Consider the following 18,731-nt stretch of genomic DNA (forward strand, 5'->3'; position numbering starts at 1 on the left):
CGGTGCACGGCACCCCGCACCACCGCCGGGAGCGCGGCGGTCCCCCCGTGTCGCAACCCGGCGGTAGCATCCTGTTCTACCTTCATCCTTCCGACACATAGACTGCCTGCCGATGGACACACAGGTCGCCGACACGTTGCTGGGCTCGCTGATCGAGGGGCGCTACCGCATTCGCGGGCGCGTCGCCCGAGGCGGCATGGCGACCGTGTACACCGCCACCGACGAGCGCCTGGAGCGCACCGTGGCGGTCAAGATCATTCACCCGACCCAGGCGCCGCAGGCCAAGGCCCGGATGGCCGGCTTCGTCGAACGCTTCACCGACGAGGCCAAGACCATCGCCCGGCTCACCCACCCGAACGTGGTGGCGGTCTACGACCAGGGCATCCACGCGGGCCTGCCGTACCTGGTGATGGAGTACGTCCGCGGCCGCACGCTGCGCGACGTGCTCGCCGAGCGCCGCCGGCTCAACCCGGACGAGGCGCTCGCGATCACCGAGCAGATGCTCGCCGCGCTCGCCGCCGCGCACCGGGCCGGCCTGGTGCACCGCGACGTCAAGCCGGAGAACGTGCTGGTCGCCGAGGTGCCCACCGGCGGCAGCCGCAACCTGGTCGACAGCGTGGTCAAGGTGGCCGACTTCGGGCTGGCCCGGGCCGTCGAGGCCAGCGCCGAGGACGAGAACGGCAACCAGCTCATGGCGACGGTGGCGTACGTGGCGCCGGAGCTGGTCACCCAGGGCCACGCGGACCCGCGCACCGACGTCTACTCGGCCGGCATCGTGCTGTTCGAGATGCTCACCGGCCGGGTGCCCTACGACGGCGACCGTCCGGTGGAGGTCGCGTGGCAGCACGTCGACCGGGACGTACCGGCGCCGTCGACGCTGGTGCCGACGCTGCCGCCGGCTCTCGACGCGCTCGTCGCGCGGGCAACCCGACGCGATCCGGCCGGCCGCCCGGCCGACGCCGCGGCGCTGCTGAGCGAGGTGCAGGCGGTCCGCGACCAGCTGGGCGACCCGCACGCGCACACCACCGTGCTGCCGCAGCTCAGTGACGACACCGCGGTCCTGAGCCAGCCGACCCAGATGGTGGCCGCGCTCCAGCCGGTCGAGCGTCCGGCGTGGGCGCGGCTGCCCGAGGGCGGCGCCGCACAGCGCCCGCACCGGCGCCGCGCCGTCGAGGAGGACGTCCCGGGGACCGGGTTCGCCGCCCTGCGTACCCGGATCATGGGCTCACCGCGCGGCCGGCTGGCCGTCGCCGCGGCGGTCGTGGTGCTCGGCCTGGTCGCCGCGGTGGGTGGCTGGTGGTTCGGCGTGGGCCGCTACACGGTCGCGCCGCAGATGGTGAGCCTGACCAAGGCCGACGCGGAGGCGCAGGCCCAGCGTGGCGGCTTCACGCTGAAGTACGCCACCCCGCGCCACGACGAGCAGGTCCCCAAGGACACGGTGCTCGGGCAGTCGCCCGGTTCGGCCGCGCGGATCGTCAAGGGCGGGACGATCACGCTGACCCTGTCGCTCGGTCCGGAGCGGCTGCCGGTGCCGGACGTGGTGGGCAAGGACTACGCGCTGGCCCAGGCCGAGCTGGAGGGCGCCAACCTGGTCGTGGCCAAGGGCTCCTCCCGGTACGACGACACGCTGCCCGCGGGTGTGGTGCTGGCCACCGACCCGAAGGTGGGCACAGTGGTCAAGCCCGGGGCGAAGGTGACGGTGATCCTCAGCAAGGGCCGCGCCCCGGTGACGGTGCCCAACCTGGTCGGCAAGAGCCTCACCGAGGCGCGCACCATTCTCGCGCAGCTCGGGCTGAAGCCGGTGGAGAACGTCAAGGACTCCGACAAGCCGAAGGACGAGATCCTCGGCCAGAGCCCGGCCGACGGCACCGGCGTGGAGAAGGGCGCCCAGGTCAAGCTGGAGATCAGCAAGGGCCCGCCGCAGGTGGCCGTCCCCCGGGTGATCGACATGCCCTGCCAGCAGGCCAAGCAGACGCTGGAGAGCCAGGGCTTCCCGGTCAACGTCCAGCTCAACCCGAACGGCATCGCGCGGCTGCAGAACCCGGCCGAGAACACGCCTGTGCCGCCGGGTACGACGGTCACGGTGACGTGCCTGTGAACGCGTGTGACGGGCGCCGGCGGGTGGGGTCGCACACCCCCACCTCCGGCGGCCTGGCCCGGGCGGTCCTGCCGTACGCGGACGCGGCCGAGTCCGAGGTGGTGCAGGTCTACGTCTCGAACTCGCGCGGCTGGGCGCTGCCGGCCGGTGACCCGGCGCAGGACACGTTGTTCCGCGACGGCTGCGGCGAGCGCGGGCTGCCCGTGTTCATCCACGCGTCGCTGCTGGTCAACCTGGGCTCCCCCACCCCGGCGACGGTGACCCGGTCGACGGAGACGCTGGCCCACGCGCTGCGGCGGGGCCGGGCGATCGGCGCCGAGGGCGTGGTGTTCCACGCCGGCAGTTCGGTCGACGCCGGTCACGACGAGGCGGCCCTGCGGCAGGTCCGGGAGGCGCTGCTCCCGCTGCTCGACGAGATCGCGGCCACCGGCGGGCCGATGCTGCTGGTCGAGCCGAGCGCCGGCGGCGGGCGGTCACTGGCGTCCCGGGTCGAGCACCTCGGCCCCTACCTGGACGCGGTCGACCGGCACCCGATGCTCGGGGTCTGCTTCGACACCTGTCACGCCTGGGCGGCCGGTCACGACCTGGCCGCCGAGGGTGGCATGACCGCCACCCTCGACACGCTGGTCGCCACTGTTGGCGCGGACCGGCTGCGGCTGGTGCACGCGAACGACTCGAAGGACCTGTGCGGCTCCACCCGCGACCGGCACGAGAACATCGGCAAGGGCACCATCGGCGAGCCGGCGTTCGCCGAGCTGATGCGGCATCCGGCGACCGCCGGCGTGCCCGTGCTGGTGGAGACCCCCACGGAGAAGCACATCGGCCACGCCGCCGACATCGCCACCCTCAAGCGCCTCCACCCTTGACGGGGTTCGCTCCCCTCCCCGCATCACTCCGGTGATCAAGGAGTTCGTGTCCCGCTCCGGCGCGGATTCGGACACGAACTCCTTGATCACCCCAGACCCGGAGTGGGTCAGGCGCGCAGGGCGGTGTTCAGGATGGTGGCGGCGCGGTCGATCTGCGCGTCGGTGACGTCCAGGTGGGTGACCAGCCGGGCGGTACGCGGGCCGAGCACCGAGATCAGCAGTCCCTCCGCCCGCGCGGCCGCCGCCAGCGCGTGCGCGTCCAGCGGGTGCTTGGTCAGGTCCAGCGGCACGATGTTGGTCCGCACCACCGACGCAAGCACCCCGTGCGGGGCGACCGCCTCGGCCAGCCGGGCCGCCTTGACGTGGTCGTCGGCCAGCCGCTCGACGTGGTGCGCCAGCGCGTACCGGCCCGCGGCGGCGAGGATGCCGACCTGCCGCATGCCGCCGCCCATCCGCTTGCGCAGGAACCGCGCCCGGGCGATCTTCTCCGCGCTGCCCACGATCAGCGAGCCGACCGGCGCGCCGAGGCCCTTGGAGAGGCAGACCGAGAGCGTGTCGAACAGCACGCCGTACCCGGCCAGCGGCACCCCGTCGGCCACGTGCGCGTGCCAGATCCGCGCGCCGTCGCAGTGCAGGGCCACCCCGTGCTCGTCGGCGACCGCACGCATCCGGCGCAGCGTCGGCAGCGGGATCACCCCACCGCCGCCCCGGTTGTGGGTCTGCTCCACGGCGATCGCCCGCGTGGGCACCGCGAAGTAGCCGTCCGGCCGGATCATCCCGGCGACCACGTCGGGGTCCAGCTCCGCGCCCACCGCGGGCCAGGTCCGCGAGGAGATCCCGCCGTACGCGGCGGCGGCGCCGACCTCGTACGTGACCACGTGCGCGTCGGCGTCGCAGAGCAGCTCGTCGCCAGGCGGTACGTGCAACTGGAGCGCGATCTGGTTGGCCATCGAGCCGCTCGGGGCGAACAGCGCCGCCTCGTGGCCGAACAGCGCGGCCACCTCGGTCTCCAGCGCGGTGACCGTCGGATCCTCGCCGTAGACGTCGTCGCCCACCTCGGCGGCGGCCATCGCCTCCCGCATCCCCGGCGTCGGCCGGGTCACGGTGTCCGTCCGCAGATCGATGACCTCACCCACTGCGCCTCCTCCGGCTGCCGACTGCGGGGCTCGCAAGCTCACTCCTCGCGTCAGCCACGGAGCATCTCCGCCACCAGGAACGCCAACTCCAGCGACTGCTGGGTGTTCAGCCGGGGGTCGCAGGCCGTCTCGTACCGGTCGGGCAGGTCGAGGTCCTCGATGCCCTGGGCGCCGCCGAGGCACTCGGTGACGTCCTCGCCGGTCAGCTCGACGTGCAGGCCACCCGGGTGGGTGTCCAGGCCGCGGTGCACCTCGAAGTAGCCGAGCACCTCGTCGACGATCCGGTCGAAGTGCCGGGTCTTGTAGCCGTTGGAGGACTCGTGCGTGTTGCCGTGCATCGGGTCGCACTGCCAGACGACCTTCGCGCCGGCGGCGGTGACCTTGGCTACGATCGGCGGCAGCGCGTCCCGGACCCGGTGGTTGCCCATCCGGCTGATCAGCGTGAGCCGGCCGGGGATGTTGTCCGGGTTGAGCTTCTCGCAGAGCTCGATCGCCTCGTCCGGGGTGGTCGTCGGGCCGAGCTTGACGCCGATCGGGTTGGCGATGCGGGAGATGAAGTCGATGTGCGCCCCGTCGATCTGCCGGGTCCGCTCGCCGATCCAGAGGAAGTGCCCGGACAGGCCGTACGCCTTGCCGTTGGAGATCCGGGTCAGCGCCCGGTCGTACTCCAGCGCGAGCGCCTCGTGCGAGCAGTGCAGCGTGACGGTGCGCAGCGCCTCGTCGTCGGTCATCCCGCAGGCCCGGATGAAGGCCAGCGCCCGGTCGATCTCGCGGGCGATCGCGTCGTAGCGCTCGCCGGCCGGGGACCGCCGGACGAAGTCCTTGTTCCAGTCGTGCACGGCGTGCAGGTCGGCCAGCCCGCCGGCCAGGTACGCCCGGAGCATGTTCATCGCGGCGGCCGAGTTGGCGTACGCCCGGATCATGCGCTGCGGGTCGGCGACCCGCGCCTCCGGCGTGGCCTCCAGGGAGTTGATCATGTCGCCGCGGTAGGCGGGCAGGCCGCGGGCGTCGGTCGGCAGGGACCGGGGCTTGGTGTACTGGCCGGCGACCCGGGCGACCTTGACCACCGGCAGCGACGCGCCGTAGGTGAGCACGATGGCCATCTGGAGCAGCGTGCGGGCGTTGGCGAGCAGGTGGCTCTCGGTGTTGTCGGCGAAGGTCTCCGCGCAGTCGCCGCCCTGGAGCAGGAACGCCTTGCCCTCGCAGACCAGCGCGAGCCGCTGCCGCAACTGGTCGACCTCGTAGGGCGCGACCACGGAGGGCACCGTGTCCAGCACCCGGCAGACCTCGGCGACCTGGGCCGGGTCATCCCAGGGCGGGGTCTGCGCGCGCGGCAGCTCCCGCCAGCGGTCGAGGCCGAGGGCCGCGTCCTCGGCGGAGTCGGCGGTCGGTCGGCTGGTCTGCAGACCAGGGCTACCCACGGCGGGGTGACTCAGCTGATGCCACTCATGGCGCATGAAGGAAAGCGTACGGCGACCGTCGCGATCACTCACCGCCGAGGGGGATGGTTCCGGTCACTGGGAGGACACCGGTGAGGGCGCCGTCGCCGGCGGCGGCGGTCCCGCCGGGTCGGCGGTCGGCTCGACCGCGCGCTCGCCGGGCGCCTCGCCGGAGATGCACCAGTCCGCGCCGTTGCGGGTGACGGTGAACAGCAGCGACCGGGCGGCCTTGCGCGAGCCGGCGGCAACCGTGATCGAGGCGCTGACCTCCTGGCCGTTCGGGCCGGAGCGGACCTCGGTGATCGTCGCCTCGGGCACCGTGAAGTGGTCGGCGAAGTCGCCGTTCGGGCCGGTGGCGGCGGAGTCGAAGGCGGCGTGCATGGGCGCGCAGAGCTGGCTACGGCCGGCGGCGGCGTCGCGGGCGGTCAGCGCGTCCAGGTACGCCTGCACGCGTTCCCGGCTCTTGACCGCCGCCTCCTCGGCCGGCGCCTTCCCGCTGGGCGGGGTGTCGCCGCCCTGGCCGCCCGAGCCGCAGGCGGCCAGGGCCGCCGGCAGGAGCGCGAGGAGGGCGAGCCCGGTGAACCGGCCCCGGTGGCTGCGACCCATCTGTCCTCCCGTCGCGTGGACTCGTCGAGCGGCGAGTGTGCCACATCCGGCCCGGGCGGCCGGGTGACTCCCCATCCTGACCCGGATCGGCGCGCTCGGCCAGGACGGCACGCGGGCGGGGAGGGGCCGGTGCGACCCCTCCCCGCCGGGTGGGTGGTGCGTCGGCCCTCGGCTCAGCCGAGACCGCCCTTGATGGCGCCGATCAGCTCACCGTTGCTGGTGTCACCGGAGAGCTCCCAGAAGAACGCGCCACCGAGGCCCTGGCTGTTGGCGTAGCTCATCTTCCCGCCGATGGTCGACGGGGTGTCGTAGCTCCACCAGTTGCTGCCGCACTTGGCGTACGCCGTGCCGGCGACGGTGCCGGTGGCCGGGCAGCTGTTCTTGAGCACCTTGTAGTCCTCGATGCCCGCCTCGTAGGTGCCCGGGGCCGCGCCGGTGGCGCTGCCGCCGGGTGCGGCCTGGGTCACGCCGGTCCAGCCGCGTCCGTAGAACCCGACGCCGAGCAGCAGCTTGCTGGACGGTACGCCCTTGGACTTGAGTTTCTGGATCGCCGCGTCCGACCAGAAGCCCTGCTGCGGGATGCCCGCGTAGGAGTAGAGCGGCGAGTGCGGCGCGGTCGGTCCCTGGGCGTTGAAGGCGCCGAAGTAGTCGTACGTCATCGGCATCAGCCAGTTGAGGTTGTTCGCGGCGCCGGCGTAGTCGGTGGCGTCGATCTTGCCGCCGTTGCTGCCGTCGGCGGTGATCGCCGCGGTGACCAGGAAACTGGAGCCGAACTTGCCCCGCAGCGCCGAGATCACGTTCTTGAACGCGTTCGGGCCGCTGCTGTCGCACTGGAGACCGCAGGCGTTCGGGTACTCCCAGTCGATGTCGATGCCGTCGAAGACGTCCGCCCAGCGCGGGTCCTTGACCAGGGAGTAGCAGGAGTCGGCGAACGCGGCCGGGTTCTGCGCGGCCTGGGTGAAGCCGCCGGACCAGGTCCAGCCGCCGAAGGACCAGAGCACCTTCAGGTTCGGGTACATCTTCTTGAGCTTGCGCAGCTGGTTGAAGCTGCCGCGCAGCGGCTGGTCCCAGGTGTCGGCGACGCCGTCGACGCTGTCCGCCGCGGTGTACGCCTTCTCGTAGTCGGCGTAGCTGTCCCCGATGCTGCACCGGCCGCCCGTGGTGTTGCCGAAGGCGTACAGGATGTGGGTCAGCTTCGCGGCCGAGCCGCTCGTGTGGATGTTCTTGACGTGGTAGTTGCGGGCGTAGACGCCCCACTCGGCGAAGTAGCCGACGATCTTCTTGCCACCGGGCGGCGGCGTGGTGGGCGGCTGCGTGGTCGGCGGAGCGGTCGTCGGCGGCGCGGTCGTCGGCGGCGCCGTGGTGGGCGGCGCCGTGGTCGGCGCGGTGGTCGTCGGCGTGCCGCCGCCGGTGCAGGAGCCACCGTTGATCGTGCAGCTCACCGGCGCCTTGTACGCGCCGGTGCCGTTGTAGCCCCAGCTGAAGCTGGCGCCGGGGGCGAGCGTGGCGGCCCAGCTCTTGTTGACCGCCACGTAGCGGTCACCGCTGCGGGTGATGTCGGCGTCCCAGGAGCTGCTGATCGAGGTGCCGGAGGGCAGCGTGAACTCGATGCGCCAGCCGTTGACGGTGGAACTGGTGCCGTTGGTGACTGTCACCCGCCCCTCGTGGCCGGTGCCCCAGTCCTGCACCTTGGCGAACGTGGCGGTGACGCTGCCGGCGGCCGACGCGGTGGTCATGGGCACCGCGGCGACCGCGAGCGCGACCACGGCGCCGGTGGCCCACAGGGCCCGGCGGAGCGATCTCTTCATACGGCGTCCCTCCAATAGTTAGGAAACTTTCCAAATTGATTGCTGAGACGCTACTCACGGCGTCACCACTTCGTCAAGATGTAGATGCATCGATTTCACGGGTGACGCGGGACGGTGGGCACGAGGGCCGTAGCCTCGTCCCATGACCGTTTTCGACGTCCAGATCGACGCCCTCACCGGCGGCCCGGCCGACCTCGGCCGCTACCGCGGCCGCGCCCTGCTCGTGGTCAATGTGGCCTCCCGCTGCGGCCTCACCCCGCAGTACGCGGGCCTCCAGGAACTCGCCGACACGTACGCCGGACGCGGGCTGACGGTGCTCGGGGTGCCGTGCAACCAGTTCGCCGGCCAGGAGCCGGGCAGCGCCGCCGAGATCGAGGAGTTCTGCCAGGTCAACTACGGCGTGACGTTCCCGCTGACGGAGAAGGTCGACGTCAACGGGCCGGACCGGCACCCGCTCTACGCGGAGCTGGTGTCCACGCCGGACGCCGAGGGACACACCGGCGACGTGCGCTGGAACTTCGAGAAGTTCCTCGTCGCGCCGGACGGCACTCCGGCCGCGCGGTTCGGCCCGCAGGTCACGCCCGAGGACCCCGAGCTGCGCGCGGCGATCGAGAAGGTCCTGCCGGCCTGAACGGCGCACCCGCCGCCGGGCACGGCGCAGCGGCACGCCCCCGAGGGAGGCGTGCCGCTGCCGTGGACCGGGTCAGCCGGCGGCGGCCCGGAAGACCGGGTAGTAGCCGCCGGACTGCCCGGCCGCCGTCGGGTGGTACGACTTGCTCAGGCTCAGCACGTTGAGCGCGTGCAGCCACTTCGTCCCGTAGCTGCACAGCTGGTGGCCGACGAAGATGGAGCGCACGTCGGCGAAGGTGAAGCCGGCCGAGACGGCGGCCGTGCGGGTGATGTCGTCGAGCAGGTTGATGCCCTCGTTGATCTTCGCCCGGGACGTCGCGCTGAGGCCGACGCAGGTGGTGCCGAGCTGGTAGAAGACCGGGTAGCCGACCACCACGACGCGGGCCGAGGGCGCCCGGCTCTTGATGCCGTTGTAGACGTTGGCGAGCCGGCCCGGCATCGAGGTGCGGGCCACGTTCATGGCGGACTGCACGGCCGCCACGCACTGGGTCTCCCCCTGGAGCACGCAGGTGCTCATGATGTTGGCGAAGCCGACGTCGTTGCCGCCCACCGTGACGCTGACCAGCGTGGTGGTCGAGGAGAGCGCGGAGAGCTGGCTGTTGATGACGTCCGTGGTGGTGGCGCCGGAGCAGGCGACCGACCGGTACGACGCGGGCTTGATGTTGGTGTTGTAGAGCGCCGGGTAGGCGTTGGTGCTGCGTAGACAGTTACCGCTCTCGGAGGTGTAGCTGTCGGCACCGACGCCGGAGGCGTACGAGTCGCCGAGCGCGACGTAGCGGTCGGACGGGGCCGCCTGGGCGGGGGCGGCCAGAGACAGGGTGACCCCGACCGAGGCGGCCAGGGTCAGGGCGAGGGTGGCAAGACGGGATCTCCGCACGTCGCACTCCTGGGGGCGTGAAGTGGTGGTGAGAGATAGATATCAATAAGATCACAGCGCATGGAAGATCACCGATTTGCGGTCGGGCGCGCATAGCGACTTACGCCTACAAATCGTTGCCGGTTTCGCGGACCGGGATGAAGGATTGTTCCGCCGGGAACGTCAGGCGCATCGCCGGGTCGGCGGTCTCCCGGAAGCCCAGGGCACGGTAGAGCGGGCGACCGGCCGCCGAGGCCCGCAGATCGACCCGGCGCACACCCCGGTCCCGGAACCAGGCCAGCAGCGCGGTCAGGCAGGCTCGGCTGTGGCCGCGCCGCCGGTACGCCGGGTCGGTGCTGACGTTGAAGACGTACCCGACCAGGCCGCTCGGGTCGTCCGGCCCGCCGAGCCGCCGTTCCACAGTGCCCACCGCGCAGGCCGCCAGCGATGCGCCGTCCGGCGCGTCGACCACGAAGGCGGCGAGCCAGGGATCCGGTTCGGCCAGCCAGGTGCGCAGATTGTCCCGGGCGACGTCCTGCCAGCGGCCCGGCGGCGTCGGCACCCCGCTCATGCCGGCGAGCATCAGCCCGCGCAGCCGCACCAGCTCGTCGGCGTCGGACGGCACCGCCCGGCGCGCGTCACCCACGGGCCGGCTCAGACCGGACGGCGGCCGGCGAACCCGCACTCGACCCGGTGGTACCACCGGATGTCGGTGTCCCCCTCCAGCCAGCACCAGAGCACCGCCCGGCCGTCGCGCTCACCAGGGAAGTCGAGCAGCACCGGGGCGATCCCCTTGACCGCGATGTCGTGCTGGTGGAACTCGTCCACCACGAGATGCAGGCGCGCCTCCAGCGCCTTCACCTCGGCCAGCCCGCCGAGCGCGCTGACGCCGTGATCGGCCAGATCGACCCGCAGCTCGGCCAGGTCGGCCCGCAGCCGGATCAGCTCGTCGACGCGCGGCCGCAGCGTGGCCACCAGGTGTCGCGCCTGGGCGAGAGTGAACACCGGGCCAGTATGCGGCACCGGGCGAGCACGGCCGAGCGCGACGCCGGGGCGTTGTCAGGATTGGACGCGTTCCGCCTCCTGCACGAACGTGTCGCTCCGCCGCGCGCCCATCCGGTCCAGCTCGTCCAGCACCGCCCCCACCCCGTCCGCACCGACCAGCACCGTGACGCGCAACCGGGCTGCCAGTGGCTGGTCCTGCCAGTAACCACGCGGCAGCAGGCTCGCCTGCGGTGTCGTCGTCGCCACTGCGGCGTCGCTGACGATGACCGAGATCGCGCCCGCGCGCAGCAGCGCGTCGCGCAGGTCGGCGCTGTTGGCCGCCGGGTCCGGCTCCAGCAGCGCGGTGACCACCCGTACCCGCTGGCCGGGCGGCACGGACGGTTCGCCGGCCGGCGCCGCCGCGGTACGACGCCGGGGCGCGCCCGGCGCGGTCAGGCTGGTCACCCCGCCGAGGTGGTACGCGTCGGCGCCCTGTTGCGCCTGGTCCAGGCGCTCCTGGTCGGCCGGCGGCACGCGCAGGCCGATGAGCGCCTGCACCCCGGCGGCGATCAGCCAGGTGAGGACGAAGGAGAACGCGACCACGCTCACCACGCCGACGAGCTGGCGCCACAGCAGGCCGCCTCCGCCGCCGAGGAACAGCCCGTCGGCGCCGAGCGGGTTGACCCCGCGGTTGCCGAACAGGCCGAGCAGGAGCGTGCCGAGCATGCCGCCGACGAAATGCACGGCGAGCACGTCGAGCGCGTCGTCGAGGCGCAGCAGGTACTTCAGTTTCAGCGCGAAGTGGCAGACCAGGCCGGCCAGCGCGCCGATCGCGACGGCCGACGCCGCGTTGACGTACCCGGCGGTCGGGGTGACAGTGGCCAGGCCCGCGACCGCGCCGGAGACCGCGCCCACGACGGTGCTGTGTCCGTCGGTGACGCGTTCCAGCGCCAGCCAGACGAGCATCGCCGCGGCGGCGGCGAGGTGCGTGTTGAGGACGGCCTGCGCGGCCAGGCCGTTGGCCTGGAGGCCGTCGCCGCCGTTGAAGCCGAACCAGCCGAACCAGAGGATGCCGGCGCCGACGATGGTCAGCGGGATCGAGTTCGGTGGCGCGGCGGTGTGCGGCCAGTTCCGGCGGCGGCCGACGACGAGCAGCACGGCGAGGACGGCGGCGCCGGCGCTGGCGTGCACGACCAGTCCGCCGGCCCAGTCCTGGGTGCCGAACTTCGCCAGCCATCCGCCGGGGTGCCAGAGCCAGTGCGCGATCGGCGCGTAGACCACTATCGACCAGACCGCGAGGAACAGCACCCAGCCGCCGAAGCGCAGCCGGCCCGCTGTGGCGCCGGTGACGAGCGCGGGTGTGATCACCGCGAACATCATCTGGAACAGTACGAACGCCAGCGTCGGGATGGTGATCCGGCCGTCGACCACGTGCAGGTTGGGTGCGGGCGGCACCTTCAGGTCGGTGAGCCCGAACAGTTCCAGGTTGCCGAACAGCCCGCTGCCGGCGTCGTCGCCGAAGGCGATGGTGTAGCCGACGAGTACCCAGGTCAGGCTGACCACGCCGAGCGCGATCATGTTCTGTTGCAGCATCGCCAGGACGTTGCGGGTGCGGACCATGCCGCCGTAGAACGCGGCGAGTCCCGGCGTCATGAACAGGACGAGGCCGGCGCAGACCAGCACCCAGGCGGTGTCACCCGCGTTCGGAGCGGACACGGTTTCCCTCCTTCTCTCGCAGGTGGACGGAGTCGCGGACGGTGTGCAGGACGCTGTCCTTGACCCGTTCGTGGTTGGGCACCGGCGCGAAGTGCCGGTCGGGCAGCAGCAACAGCCAGGTGGCGATGTTGAACGGGCCGGTCAGCACCGGGATGCCCAGCGGCGTGAGCATGGTGGTCAGCGCCATCTGCACGACCAGCGTCAACGCGATCCCGAACAGCGTGTAGACGGTGACCAGCGCGCCGGGGCGGTGCGCGACAGCGCCCACCACGATCGCGGTCAGCACCGCGTTGAAGGCGAACAGCCCCTTGTCCAGCGATGCGCCGTCGGCGCCGAACCAGAGCGCCAGCAGTGTCGCGCCGACGGCGCCGATCACCGCGAACAGCGCCGACCACCGGGAGTTGATCAGCAGGGCGACGAGGATGAGCAGGCCGGCGACCCAGCTCTCGATCAGGTAGACCTGGGACACGCCCTTGAAGAACGTCGGAACGAGGCCCCAGTCGAACGTGCCGCCGGCCGACGATCCCTCACCGGGGAACTTCGGCGTCAGCTTGGTGAGCACCGTGAACCTGTCGAACTGGTACGCCGCCATCAGCAGGAACCACGTCGTGAGCACGAACGGGAACGTGTAGGCGGTCAGGTTCCAGCGCTTGAAGACGGCGTTGAGGGCGAGCGTGACCACCACCGTGCCGATCGCGCCGAGCACGAGGTAGAGCCACATCAGCGGGCGCTGGTCGAGGAACGTGGGCACCGCGAGCCCGGTCAGCAGCGGGCTGAACCCGAACAGGCCCTTGCGCCAGCTCGACATGTCGACCCGCAGCGCCAGCGCGGTCGCGGTGCCCACGACCAGGCCGAGCACGCCGCCGCCGAACACCCGGGGCGTCCCGTTCTCGAACGCGCCCCAGGCGAGCGCGATCAGGATGAGCAGGCCGCTGAGCGGATTGTTCTGGAGCACCACCTGGGCGGCGCCGCGCAGGCAGGCGTCGACGAACCCAGCCGCCGGGTTCCGGTCGGCCAGGTGGCGCCAGCCACGTCCGATGTCGGCCATCTCGCTGTCCTCCTGGTCAACGCCAGCTGAAGACCGGCGGGAAGGTGCAGCCGGTCACCTCTTCGCGGGCGGCCGTGCAGAACGCGCGTACCGCGGCGCGGACCGGTTCGGTCTCCTGCCCGAGCACCTTGAACACCAGGCCGGCGTCGTTCGGCAGCCGGCTCACAGCGGTGGCCAGCGGTGTCCGCTCGTCCCACACCGGCGTCGCGGTGCGCTCGAAGACCCGGGCCGCCCGGTCCGGGTCGGTGAGCAGCACGACGTTGCCGAAGACGTGGAAGCGGTCCATCATCCCGATCCGCGACACCGGGAAGCGGCCGGGAGTGATCACGAACTTCTCCACGAACAGCGGGCGTCCGTCGGGCCGTTGCGCCCGCAGCGTGGTGGAGAACAGGTCGTACGCGAAGATCTCGCCGTCGCGGTAGTACTTGCGGCCGGGCTGGAGCACCTCGGCGTACAGCATTGTCGCGGTCTCCGGCAGCCGGACCACGGTGTCGGAGACGAACCGGCTGCGCCGGAACGGGATCACCGGCTCGGGCAGGAACTCCAGGTAGGCGTCGTCGGCCAGGGTGAAGCTCTGGGTCTGGGTGCCGTAGTTGGCGTCCATCTCCTGGATCTTGGTGGCGGCCTGGGTGACCAGGTGCGCCTGTGCGCCGGGCCCGAGGTCGACGTCGATGCGCAGCCGGTCGCCCTGGAGCACGCCGCCGGAGGTGGTGAGGATCATGACGCAGGGCAGGCCCGGCATCTCCTCGTCCCAGTACAGCGCGCGCTGCACCAGCAGCGGCGACTGCCGGTAGACGTCGCGCAGGATGGTCCGGTCCGCGCGCCGCTCGAACCCGAGCCGGAGGATGCCCACCTTGCCGTTCGCGGCGGCCGGCAGCTGCGCCGGCTGGTCCTGGTACGGCGCGAGTTCCCGGACGGAGTCCAGAGTGGTCATGCGAGCACTTCGGCGTCGAAGAGCGCGTTGCGGCGGACCAGGTCCACCAGGTCGTCGATGCCCTCGCCGGTCTTGCAGTTGGTGAACACGAACGGCTTGCCGCCGCGCATCAGCTCGGCGTCGCGGGCCATCACGTCCAGGTCGGCGTCGACGTACGGGGCCAGGTCGGTCTTGTTGATCACGAGGATGTCGGACTTGGAGATGCCAGGGCCGTTCTTGCGCGGGATCTTGTCGCCGGCCGCCACGTCGATCACGTAGATGAAGTAGTCGACGAGCGCGGGGCTGAAGGTGAGCGTGAGGTTGTCGCCGCCGCTCTCGATGAGCACGACGTCGCTGTCCGGGAACCGCGCCTCCATGTCCTCCACCGCGGCGAGGTTCATGCTGGGGTCCTCGCGTACCGCGGTGTGCGGGCAGGCGCCGGTCTCCACGCCGACGATGCGCTCCTCCACCAGCACGCCGGTCAGGGCGCGGCGGACGTGCTTGGCGTCCTCGGTGGTGACCACGTCGTTGGTGATGACCAGGATGCGCAGGCCCTGCTCGACCAGGCGGGGCACGACGGCCTCGATGATGGCCGTCTTGCCGCTGCCCACCGGGCCGCCGACGCCGATCCGACTCGCTGATTTCATTTCGAAGAGCCCTTCAGGTGGTGAGCGGGAGCGCTCAGCTCATGAACATCCGTACGTGTGCGTGCTGGTGCGCGCCGGCCAGCACGTCGAGGTGCGGCGCGAAGCTCTGCATGTCGTCGAGCCCGGCGGTCCGCACCTCCTCGTAGTCCTCGCCGACCCGCTCGTTGACCGCGAAGAGGATCGACTGGGTGTCGAGGTGGTCCACCCGCATCAGCCGGACCGCCGCGCCGAGCACCATGGAGGCCGCGCCGTACTGGTGGGCGGCGAACGCGTCCGCCTCCCCCACGCCGAGTTCGGCGAAGAGCACGCCGAGCGCGACCGGGTAGGTGACCGGGACGCCGGCGCCGCTCTCCGCGACGCGCTTGCGCAGCAGGGACTCCCCCACCACCCGTTCGGCGGCCTCGGCCAGCTTGCGCCCCATGCGGACCGTCATGGTCCGCGTCTCCTCATTGATCTTGCGCAGGTGTACGGCCTCGTCGGCCGCCCGGATCCGGTCGAGGTCGCCGGCGCGGGCGGCGCGGTGCGCCACGAGCAGCGCCACCCCGTCACCGGTGGCGGCGGCGCGGGTGACGGTACGCACGAACTCCTGCAACGTGGCCCGGTCGTGCACCGCGCCCTGCTCGACCGCCGTCTCCAGCCCGTTGGAGAAGGAGAAGGCGCCGACCGGGAAGACCGAGTCGCCGAACTGGAGCAGCTTCAGGGCCTCGGTCACCGTGGACACCCGCGCCCCTCAGTTCAGGTCGGCGGGCAGGTGCGTGTGCGGGGTCGAGTCGGCCCCGCCGAACAGGCGCCGCGACTCGTGCGGGGCCAGGTACGCGATGATCTCGGTGCCGGGGATGAACTCGTGGGTGAGACCGGTGAACGCGTGCGTGCGCATCACCGAGTCCATCACCTTGCGGTCCACAGTGAGCGGGACGTACATCTTGGTGCCCTTCACCACCGCCGGCCAGTGCTGGTTGCCGATCGCGTGGCCCAGTTCGACGGCCGAGCGGATCACCATGTCCAGCGACTCGCCGTGCAGCGTGTCGAGGTGCACGACCATCACCTCGCCGAGCGCGATCCGGGCCACCACCGCAGTCGCCGTGGCGTCGTCCCACGCGAGCACGTCGCCGTCGCGCAGCCGTACGCCGCGGGCCAGGGACAGCGCCAGTTCGGTGCCGAGGCTGGTGGTCCGGCGCAGCCTGCTCTTCTGCGCGTCCCACTGGTCGAGGACCAGGTCGTCGACCTTGGCCTCCCGGAGCCGCTCGGTCCAGGCCGGCTCGTTCACGTTGCCGAGTACCGTTTCGACGAGCATGTGTTCTCCTTTCACGCGGCCCCGCCGCCGGCCCGGCCGGGAGCGGGCGTCGCGCCGGGTCAGCTGAAGAAGTAGAGCTGGCTGAGGGGGAGGTTCTTGGCCGCCGGCACTGTCGCGTGCACGCCGTCCATCTTCACGGCGAAGGTCTCCGGGTCGACCTCGAGCTTCGGCGTACGGTCGTTGCGCACCATGTCGCGCTTGGTCAGGTTGCGGCAGCCGTAGACCGGGATGACCTGCCGTTGCAGGCCCAGCTGCTCGGCCACGCCCGACTCGTGCGCGGCGCGGGACACGAACGTCACGCAGTTCTTGGCGACCTGCGAACCGGTGGCGCCGAACATGGGCCGGTAGTAGACCGGCTGCGGCGTGGGCAGCGACGCGTTCGGGTCACCCATGATCGACCAGGCGATCATGCCGCCCTTGAGCACCATCTTCGGCTTCGTGCCGAAGAACGCGGGCTCCCAGAGCACCAGGTCGGCGAGCTTGCCCGGGCTGACCGACCCGATGACGTGCGAGACGCCCTGGGTGATCGCCGGGTTGATGGTCATCTTGGCGACGTAGCGCAGGACGCGGAAGTTGTCGTTGGCGTCGGAGTCCTCGGCCAGCTTGCCGCGCACGTTCTTCATCTGCCCGGCGAGCTGGACGGTGCGCAGCCAGGTCTCGCCCACCCGGCCCATGGCCTGCGAGTCGCTCTGCATCATCGAGATGACGCCCTCGTCGAGGAGCACGTCCTCGGCGGCGATGGTCTCGGTGCGGATCCGGCTCTCCACGAAGGCGACGTCCGAGGGCACCTTCGGGTTGAAGTTGTGACAGACCATGATCATGTCGTACAGCTCGGACTGGCTGTTGATGCCGTACGGAACGGTGGGCGTGGTCGACGCGGGCAGGACGTTCATCTGGCCGGCGACCTTGATGATGTCCGGTGCGTGCCCGCCGCCGGCGCCCTCGGTGTGGAACGTGTGGATGGTCCGGCCCTCGAAGGCGGCGATGCTGTCCTCGATGTAGCCGCTCTCGTTGAGCGTGTCCGTGTGGATGCTGATCTGGACGTCGTACTCGTCGGCGACGGCCAGGCAGGACCGGATCACCGCGGGCGGCGCGCCCCAGTCCTCGTGGATCTTGAAGCTGGGCACCCCGGCCATGATCTGCTCGACGAGCGGCGCCCGGCCGCTGCTGTTGCCCTTGCCCAGCAGGCCGATGTTGATCGGCAGGTCCTCGAAGGCCCGCATCATGTTCTGGATGTTCCACGGGCCGGGCGTGATGGTGACGCCGTTGGTGCTGTCGGTGGGTCCGGTGCCGCCGCCCCAGAGGGTGGTGACGCCGTTGCTGAGCGCGGCCCACACCTGCTGCGGCGTGACCAGGTGGACGTGCGCGTCGATGCCACCGGCGGTCAGGATCAGGTGTTCGCCGGAGATCGCGTCGGTGCCCGGACCGGTCACCAGGCCCGGGGTCACCCCGTCCATGATGTTGGGGTTGCCGGCCTTGCCGATCCCGGCGATCTTGCCGTCCTTGATCCCCACGTCTGCCTTGACCACGCCGAGCAGCGCGTCCACGATGGTCACGTTGGTGATCACCAGGTCCACCACGCCCTCGGCGCTCGTTGCCTGGCTGGCACTGCCCATGCCGTCGCGCAGGGTCTTGCCGCCGCCGTACATGACCTCGTCACCGAGGACCCGCAGGTCCTTCTCGATCTCGATGTAGAGGTCGGTGTCACCCAGCCGGATCTGGTCGCCCGTGGTCGGGCCGTACATTCCGGCGTATTCCTGCCGTGAGATCTGACTCATGCGTTATCGCTCCAGCTCTGGCGCGTCTGAGAGTGGCCGGGCTACTTGCCCTTGCCCTTGCCTTGGTCCTGGCCCTTGCCCTGGTCCTTGCCCTGGTCCTGCTGCTGCGACGTGGTCTTGAAGCCGCGCGTCTGGGCCTGGTGGAGCGCCTCGGCCCGGTCCGGCCGGTAGCCGGGGATCGGCCCGTCCCCGGTCCAGCCCTGGACCAGGCCGTTGAAGCCGTACACCCGCTGGGAACCGCCGTACGGGACGAGCTGGACGGTCTTGCGGTCGCCGGGCTCGAACCGGATCGAGGTGGTGGCCGGGATGTTCAGCCGCTTGCCGAACGCCGCCGGGCGGTCGAACTCCAGGAAGCGGTTGGCCTCGAAGAAGTGGAAGTGGGAACCGACCTGGATGGGCCGGTCGCCGGTGTTCTGCACGACCACCTCGGTCACCGGCCGCCCGGCGTTGAGTTCCAGAGGTTGGTCGCTGAGCTTGTAGCCGCCGATGGGCCGAAGGTGCTTGGAGTTCGGTCCCGGGTGTTGCTTCGCCATGTCGCCCCCGCTCTGCCGGAGACCGTGGCCTCCGGTCGCTGCTCTACTGGATGGGTGAGTGGACGGTGATCAGCCGTGACCCGTCGGTGAAGACCGCTTCGACCTGGAGCATCGGGATCATGTCCGCCACGCCGGGGATCACGTCGTCCGCCGTGAGCACGTGGCTCGCGTCGTTCATGACCTCCTCGACGGTCTTGCCCTCGCGCGCGCCTTCGAGCGCCGCGGCGCAGATCACCGCCACCGCCTCGGGGTGGTTGAGCTTGACCCCGCGTGCCTTGCGGGCGTTGGCCACCATCGCCAGCGAGTGAATCGTCAGCTTGTCGAATTCCTTCGGCGTGAGATGCACGTCGCGATCCCTTCACGTACTTTCGGCTATATC

18 protein-coding genes and 1 pseudogene are annotated in these 18,731 nt (G+C 71.3%); 3 read left to right on the top strand and 16 right to left on the bottom strand.

Going from position 1 to position 18,731, the window contains the following annotated elements; all coding sequences use genetic code 11:
* Positions 1 to 112: 112 nt before the first annotated feature.
* Together pknB and ACN27D_RS04200 are read left to right on the top strand one after the other, a co-directional pair.
* On the top strand, positions 113 to 2,098 hold the full coding sequence (gene pknB, locus ACN27D_RS04195) for a Stk1 family PASTA domain-containing Ser/Thr kinase (RefSeq protein ID WP_121683672.1): 1,986 nt from the start codon (positions 113 to 115) through the stop codon (positions 2,096 to 2,098).
* Positions 2,095 to 2,964 (top strand): deoxyribonuclease IV, encoded by an 870-nt coding sequence (locus tag ACN27D_RS04200; RefSeq protein WP_421501106.1) that lies wholly within the window; start codon positions 2,095 to 2,097, stop codon positions 2,962 to 2,964. Before pknB ends, ACN27D_RS04200 begins: the two co-directional genes overlap by 4 nt.
* Positions 2,965 to 3,071: 107 nt before the next feature.
* Here ACN27D_RS04200 and ACN27D_RS04205 read toward each other — a convergent pair whose 3' ends face one another.
* The 4 genes from ACN27D_RS04205 to ACN27D_RS04220 form a co-directional block, all read right to left on the bottom strand.
* Positions 3,072 to 4,046, bottom strand: a complete 975-nt coding sequence (locus ACN27D_RS04205; protein ID WP_334461843.1) for a threonine aldolase family protein — start codon at positions 4,044 to 4,046, stop codon at positions 3,072 to 3,074.
* A gap of 104 nt (positions 4,047 to 4,150) precedes the next feature.
* Positions 4,151 to 5,557 carry a class II 3-deoxy-7-phosphoheptulonate synthase gene (locus ACN27D_RS04210; protein WP_013475760.1) on the bottom strand — a complete coding sequence of 469 codons (1,407 nt, stop codon included), beginning with the start codon at positions 5,555 to 5,557 and terminating at the stop codon, positions 4,151 to 4,153.
* Between the two features lie 57 nt (positions 5,558 to 5,614).
* On the bottom strand, positions 5,615 to 6,145 hold the full coding sequence (locus ACN27D_RS04215; RefSeq protein WP_334461813.1) for a hypothetical protein: 531 nt from the start codon (positions 6,143 to 6,145) through the stop codon (positions 5,615 to 5,617).
* Positions 6,146 to 6,318: 173 nt separating this feature from the next.
* Positions 6,319 to 7,953 carry a glycosyl hydrolase family 18 protein gene (locus ACN27D_RS04220; protein ID WP_121683676.1) on the bottom strand — a complete coding sequence of 545 codons (1,635 nt, stop codon included), beginning with the start codon at positions 7,951 to 7,953 and terminating at the stop codon, positions 6,319 to 6,321.
* A gap of 142 nt (positions 7,954 to 8,095) precedes the next feature.
* On the opposite strand from ACN27D_RS04220, the gene ACN27D_RS04225 reads away from it, so the two are divergent.
* Positions 8,096 to 8,584 carry a glutathione peroxidase gene (locus ACN27D_RS04225; RefSeq protein ID WP_121683677.1) on the top strand — a complete coding sequence of 163 codons (489 nt, stop codon included), beginning with the start codon at positions 8,096 to 8,098 and terminating at the stop codon, positions 8,582 to 8,584.
* A 72-nt stretch (positions 8,585 to 8,656) separates the two neighbouring features.
* On the opposite strand, the gene ACN27D_RS04230 is transcribed toward ACN27D_RS04225, so the two are convergent.
* The 12 genes and pseudogenes from ACN27D_RS04230 to ACN27D_RS04285 form a co-directional block, all read right to left on the bottom strand.
* The gene (locus tag ACN27D_RS04230) at positions 8,657 to 9,460 is read right to left on the bottom strand and encodes an SGNH/GDSL hydrolase family protein (RefSeq protein WP_120568793.1); all 804 of its coding nucleotides are present in this window, start codon (positions 9,458 to 9,460) and stop codon (positions 8,657 to 8,659) included.
* A 106-nt stretch (positions 9,461 to 9,566) separates the two neighbouring features.
* A complete protein-coding gene (locus ACN27D_RS04235; protein WP_120573662.1) occupies positions 9,567 to 10,085 on the bottom strand; it encodes a GNAT family N-acetyltransferase in 519 nt (172 codons plus the stop codon).
* Between the two features lie 8 nt (positions 10,086 to 10,093).
* Positions 10,094 to 10,444 (bottom strand): DUF2203 domain-containing protein, encoded by a 351-nt coding sequence (locus ACN27D_RS04240; RefSeq protein WP_036342567.1) that lies wholly within the window; start codon positions 10,442 to 10,444, stop codon positions 10,094 to 10,096.
* A gap of 54 nt (positions 10,445 to 10,498) precedes the next feature.
* Complete coding sequence (locus ACN27D_RS04245) at positions 10,499 to 12,139, bottom strand: ammonium transporter (protein ID WP_358172623.1); 1,641 nt, start codon at positions 12,137 to 12,139, stop codon at positions 10,499 to 10,501.
* A complete protein-coding gene (gene yut / locus ACN27D_RS04250) occupies positions 12,117 to 13,187 on the bottom strand; it encodes an urea transporter (RefSeq protein ID WP_421498569.1) in 1,071 nt (356 codons plus the stop codon). Before yut ends, ACN27D_RS04245 begins: the two co-directional genes overlap by 23 nt.
* 16 nt (positions 13,188 to 13,203) lie before the next feature.
* Complete coding sequence (locus ACN27D_RS04255) at positions 13,204 to 14,121, bottom strand: urease accessory protein UreD (protein WP_421498570.1); 918 nt, start codon at positions 14,119 to 14,121, stop codon at positions 13,204 to 13,206.
* The gene (ureG, locus tag ACN27D_RS04260; protein ID WP_013287653.1) at positions 14,118 to 14,747 is read right to left on the bottom strand and encodes an urease accessory protein UreG; all 630 of its coding nucleotides are present in this window, start codon (positions 14,745 to 14,747) and stop codon (positions 14,118 to 14,120) included. The genes ACN27D_RS04255 and ureG overlap by 4 nt, the downstream gene beginning before the upstream one ends.
* A 34-nt stretch (positions 14,748 to 14,781) precedes the next feature.
* Positions 14,782 to 15,459: an urease accessory protein UreF gene (locus ACN27D_RS04265; protein ID WP_244933245.1), complete on the bottom strand. Its 678-nt coding sequence runs from the start codon at positions 15,457 to 15,459 to the stop codon at positions 14,782 to 14,784.
* Positions 15,460 to 15,477: 18 nt separating this feature from the next.
* Positions 15,478 to 16,041, bottom strand: coding sequence for an urease accessory protein UreE (gene ureE / locus ACN27D_RS04270; RefSeq protein ID WP_013475749.1), 564 nt, complete (start codon positions 16,039 to 16,041; stop codon positions 15,478 to 15,480).
* A 59-nt stretch (positions 16,042 to 16,100) separates the two neighbouring features.
* Positions 16,101 to 17,819 carry an urease subunit alpha gene (locus ACN27D_RS04275; protein ID WP_358172619.1) on the bottom strand — a complete coding sequence of 573 codons (1,719 nt, stop codon included), beginning with the start codon at positions 17,817 to 17,819 and terminating at the stop codon, positions 16,101 to 16,103.
* A 197-nt stretch (positions 17,820 to 18,016) separates the two neighbouring features.
* A pseudogene (locus ACN27D_RS04280) lies at positions 18,017 to 18,352 on the bottom strand (urease subunit beta); the annotation flags it as partial.
* A gap of 43 nt (positions 18,353 to 18,395) precedes the next feature.
* On the bottom strand, positions 18,396 to 18,698 hold the full coding sequence (locus tag ACN27D_RS04285; protein ID WP_013287657.1) for an urease subunit gamma: 303 nt from the start codon (positions 18,696 to 18,698) through the stop codon (positions 18,396 to 18,398).
* Positions 18,699 to 18,731: the final 33 nt, after the last annotated feature.

Source organism: Micromonospora sp. WMMD1274 (assembly GCF_049179035.1).
Classification (GTDB): domain Bacteria; phylum Actinomycetota; class Actinomycetes; order Mycobacteriales; family Micromonosporaceae; genus Micromonospora; species Micromonospora tulbaghiae.

What these genes read in the sequence shown, in the direction of transcription:
- ureE (WP_013475749.1), bottom strand. Translation starts at nt 16,041, where the DNA reads ATGCTCGTCGAAACGGTACTCGGCAACGTGAACGAGCCGGCCTGGACC.
- ACN27D_RS04205 (WP_334461843.1), bottom strand. Translation starts at nt 4,046, where the DNA reads ATGCGGGAGGCGATGGCCGCCGCCGAGGTGGGCGACGACGTCTACGGC.
- ACN27D_RS04215 (WP_334461813.1), bottom strand. Translation starts at nt 6,145, where the DNA reads ATGGGTCGCAGCCACCGGGGCCGGTTCACCGGGCTCGCCCTCCTCGCG.
- ACN27D_RS04275 (WP_358172619.1), bottom strand. Translation starts at nt 17,819, where the DNA reads ATGAGTCAGATCTCACGGCAGGAATACGCCGGAATGTACGGCCCGACC.
- ACN27D_RS04210 (WP_013475760.1), bottom strand. Translation starts at nt 5,557, where the DNA reads ATGCGCCATGAGTGGCATCAGCTGAGTCACCCCGCCGTGGGTAGCCCT.
- ACN27D_RS04220 (WP_121683676.1), bottom strand. Translation starts at nt 7,953, where the DNA reads ATGAAGAGATCGCTCCGCCGGGCCCTGTGGGCCACCGGCGCCGTGGTC.
- pknB (WP_121683672.1), top strand. Translation starts at nt 113, where the DNA reads ATGGACACACAGGTCGCCGACACGTTGCTGGGCTCGCTGATCGAGGGG.
- yut (WP_421498569.1), bottom strand. Translation starts at nt 13,187, where the DNA reads ATGGCCGACATCGGACGTGGCTGGCGCCACCTGGCCGACCGGAACCCG.
- ACN27D_RS04225 (WP_121683677.1), top strand. Translation starts at nt 8,096, where the DNA reads ATGACCGTTTTCGACGTCCAGATCGACGCCCTCACCGGCGGCCCGGCC.
- ACN27D_RS04255 (WP_421498570.1), bottom strand. Translation starts at nt 14,121, where the DNA reads ATGACCACTCTGGACTCCGTCCGGGAACTCGCGCCGTACCAGGACCAG.
- ureG (WP_013287653.1), bottom strand. Translation starts at nt 14,747, where the DNA reads ATGAAATCAGCGAGTCGGATCGGCGTCGGCGGCCCGGTGGGCAGCGGC.